The 2843-nt window shown below is 44.8% G+C and carries 3 protein-coding genes; all 3 read right to left on the bottom strand.

Annotation, left to right across the window (positions count from 1 at the left end; all coding sequences use genetic code 11):
* Nucleotides 1-374: alpha/beta fold hydrolase (locus tag B4K11_RS07850; RefSeq protein ID WP_292959314.1), on the bottom strand; the 374-nt coding region annotated here is incomplete at its 3' end.
* Nucleotides 371-1528: an 8-amino-7-oxononanoate synthase gene (gene bioF / locus B4K11_RS07845; protein ID WP_292957643.1), complete on the bottom strand. Its 1158-nt coding sequence runs from the start codon at nt 1526-1528 to the stop codon at nt 371-373. The genes bioF and B4K11_RS07850, both read right to left, overlap by 4 nt.
* Nucleotides 1529-1589: 61 nt before the next feature.
* Nucleotides 1590-2633 carry a biotin synthase BioB gene (gene bioB / locus B4K11_RS07840; RefSeq protein WP_292957640.1) on the bottom strand — a complete coding sequence of 348 codons (1044 nt, stop codon included), beginning with the start codon at nt 2631-2633 and terminating at the stop codon, nt 1590-1592.
* Nucleotides 2634-2843 lie beyond the last annotated feature (210 nt).

Genomic DNA, 2843 nt, shown 5'->3' with positions numbered 1-2843 from the left:
GATTCTTCTACTGCACATGACCAATCGTCCCGCTGCACAAAACAGGGATTTGAAGCCACGGTAATGAGCTTTTCAACTTTCTGCGGATAAGTCGCCGCAAACTCTACCGCTATTTGACCACCCATCGACCAGCCCAACCAAGAAGCCTTTTCAGGTACATGCTTAGCCAACTGCTCAATAACACTCTTCATCGTGTACGGCGACGGGTAAACAGTAGAACGCCCCAAACCGGGTAGATCAATCAATGTCAGTGAAAAGTGATCAGCTAGTGTCTCTGCAAATGCACCCCATACATCACTGCTCATTCCCCAACCATGAAGCAAAACTAGGTTAGGTTTATCAGCAGACAGATACTGTTTTACATAAAGACTCATACACTGACCTTCTCTAAAGACTGCAATAAGCGTTCTACCTGCTGTTCTGTATGGGAGGCGCTTAAGGTAACTCTTAAGCGTGCACTTCCATGAGGTACCGTTGGGGGCCTTATCGCACTGATAAATATGCCGTCATCTTCCAAAGCCTTACTAATCTGCATCGCTTTATCAGATTCGCCGATCATAATCGGTTGAATCGGCGTAGGAGAATCCATCAACGTTAATCCCAACTCCTGACAGCCATCTCTAAACTGCTTAATCAACTGAGTTAGCTTATCTCGACGCCAAGACTCCTCTTGTAACAAGCGCAAACTTGTTAGCGTTGCCGCAGCAACAGCGGGCGGCATACTTGTTGTGTAAATATAAGTTCGTGCATGCTGCACCAACGTTTCGATCAGCACCTCTGAACCTGCGACAAAAGCGCCGGCAGTACCAAAACCTTTACCTAAGGTGCCTACTAACACCTGAAGATCATCTGAGGGCATCGAGAAATGCTCAGCACAACCCCCACCGCTTTCACCTAAACAACCAAATCCATGAGCGTCATCGACCATCAACCAAGCATCATGCTTTTTACACACGGATGAAAGTTCAGGTAACTCAGCCAGATCACCGTCCATACTAAATACGCCATCAGTAACGACTAACTTTCGACGGGCTTCAGTTTTGGCTAATTTTTTATCCAGACTCTCGCTATCGTTATGCAGGTAACGCTGAAAACGAGCACCACTTAATAAACCGGCATCTAGCAATGAGGCATGGTTTAGGCGATCTTGAAATACGGCATCTTGCTTGCCCAGCAACGCATTTACAGCACCAATATTAGCCATATAGCCCGTTGAGAAAAGTAGCGCTTTGGGCCGCCCTGTAAACTCAGCTAACGCCTCTTCTAACTCATGATGAGCCTGACTATGCCCATTCACTAAATGAGAAGCACCACCCCCTACACCATATTTATTAGCCGCTGTTTGAAAGCTTTTAATAACCTCTGGGTGATTGGCTAATCCTAAATAATCATTGGAACAAAAAGCTAAGTACTCACGTCCATCAACTTGCACAATCGGCTGCTGAGGCGTTTGCAAAGTGCGGCGGCAACGATAAAGAGCTTGCTCTTTTCTAAGATCAAGCTCTGTGGATAAGTCATCGAATGACATAGTATTTTCCGAACAAAGGAACAAGGAGCGAACTCAATCACTCCCTTATAACAAAGGCGAATTAGGCTTCGTAGAAATGCCCACTATCCTGCTGTTTTTGAAGATCCTTCATAATCACCGCTTCTTGAGTATCATCAGCGTCTGAAATACGCTGCTCTGGATTAATACCCAATTTACGGAACAACTGAAGGTCACGATGAGTTTCCGGGTTAGGTGTCGTTAGCAGGCACTCTCCATAAAAAATAGAGTTAGCACCGGCAAAGAACGTCATCGCCTGAGTTTCATCGCTCATCTGCTCTCTTCCTGCAGACAAACGAACGTGAGAAGCGGGCATCATAATTCTCGCCACCGCAATTGTACGAATAAAATCCAGATGATCTAGATCTTCTACATTCTCAAGTGGCGTGCCTTCCACTTTAACCAACATGTTAATTGGCACACTTTCTGGCTGTACTGGCATATTCGCTAACTGCATCAATAAGCCATAACGGTCAGTCGCCGTTTCGCCCATACCTAAAATACCGCCACTGCAAATTTTCATGCCGGAATCGCGAACATTCTGCAGTGTATCCAAACGATCTTGATAAGTACGCGTCGTAATAATCTTGTCGTAAAACTCTGGGGAGGTATCTAAATTGTGGTTGTAGTAGTCCAGGCCTGCATCAGCTAGCTGCTCAGCTTTACCTTCATCTAACATACCTAAGGTCATGCAGGTTTCTAAACCTAACTCTTTAACCTTTTGAACCATCTCTACTACATAGGGCATATCTTTATCAGCAGGATGTTTCCAAGCCGCGCCCATACAGAAACGTGTAGAACCTGTTTCTTTAGCCTTACGCGCTTTTTCCAGAACCTGCTCAACTTGCATTAAGCGCTCTTTTTCTAGGCCTGTATTGTAATGACCACTCTGAGGGCAGTATTTACAATCTTCTGGACATGCACCTGTTTTAATAGATAGCAAAGTACTGACTTGTACTTCATTGGGGTCAAAATTCTCACGATGCACGGTGTGCGCTTTAAACATCAAATCATTAAAAGGTAGGCTAAAAAGAGCCTTAACCTCAGATTCTACCCAGTCATGACGAATTGCACCTAGTTGTTGCATCTTGAATCTTTCCCCTGAAAAATAATACTCTAGAGGCTCAAAGCCCCATCGCTAGATTAGCGACTACCACTCAATGTGCGTAATTCTATCCTGACAGAAGGAACTGTCAACCCATGAAGAAACACAATGTAAACTACAGATCATTATTTAACCAATGTATTGCCTGTCTAAAAACGACCGATAATTCATCCGGCTTCTGCGAGCCTTGCC

Origin of the sequence: Neptuniibacter sp. UBA6509, from assembly GCA_002435145.1 — a bacterium.
In the GTDB taxonomy this organism is placed as follows: Bacteria; Pseudomonadota; Gammaproteobacteria; order Pseudomonadales; family Balneatricaceae; genus Neptuniibacter.
Note: the sequence above shows the minus strand (reverse complement) of the source record. Positions and strands in the feature narration are given on the sequence as shown.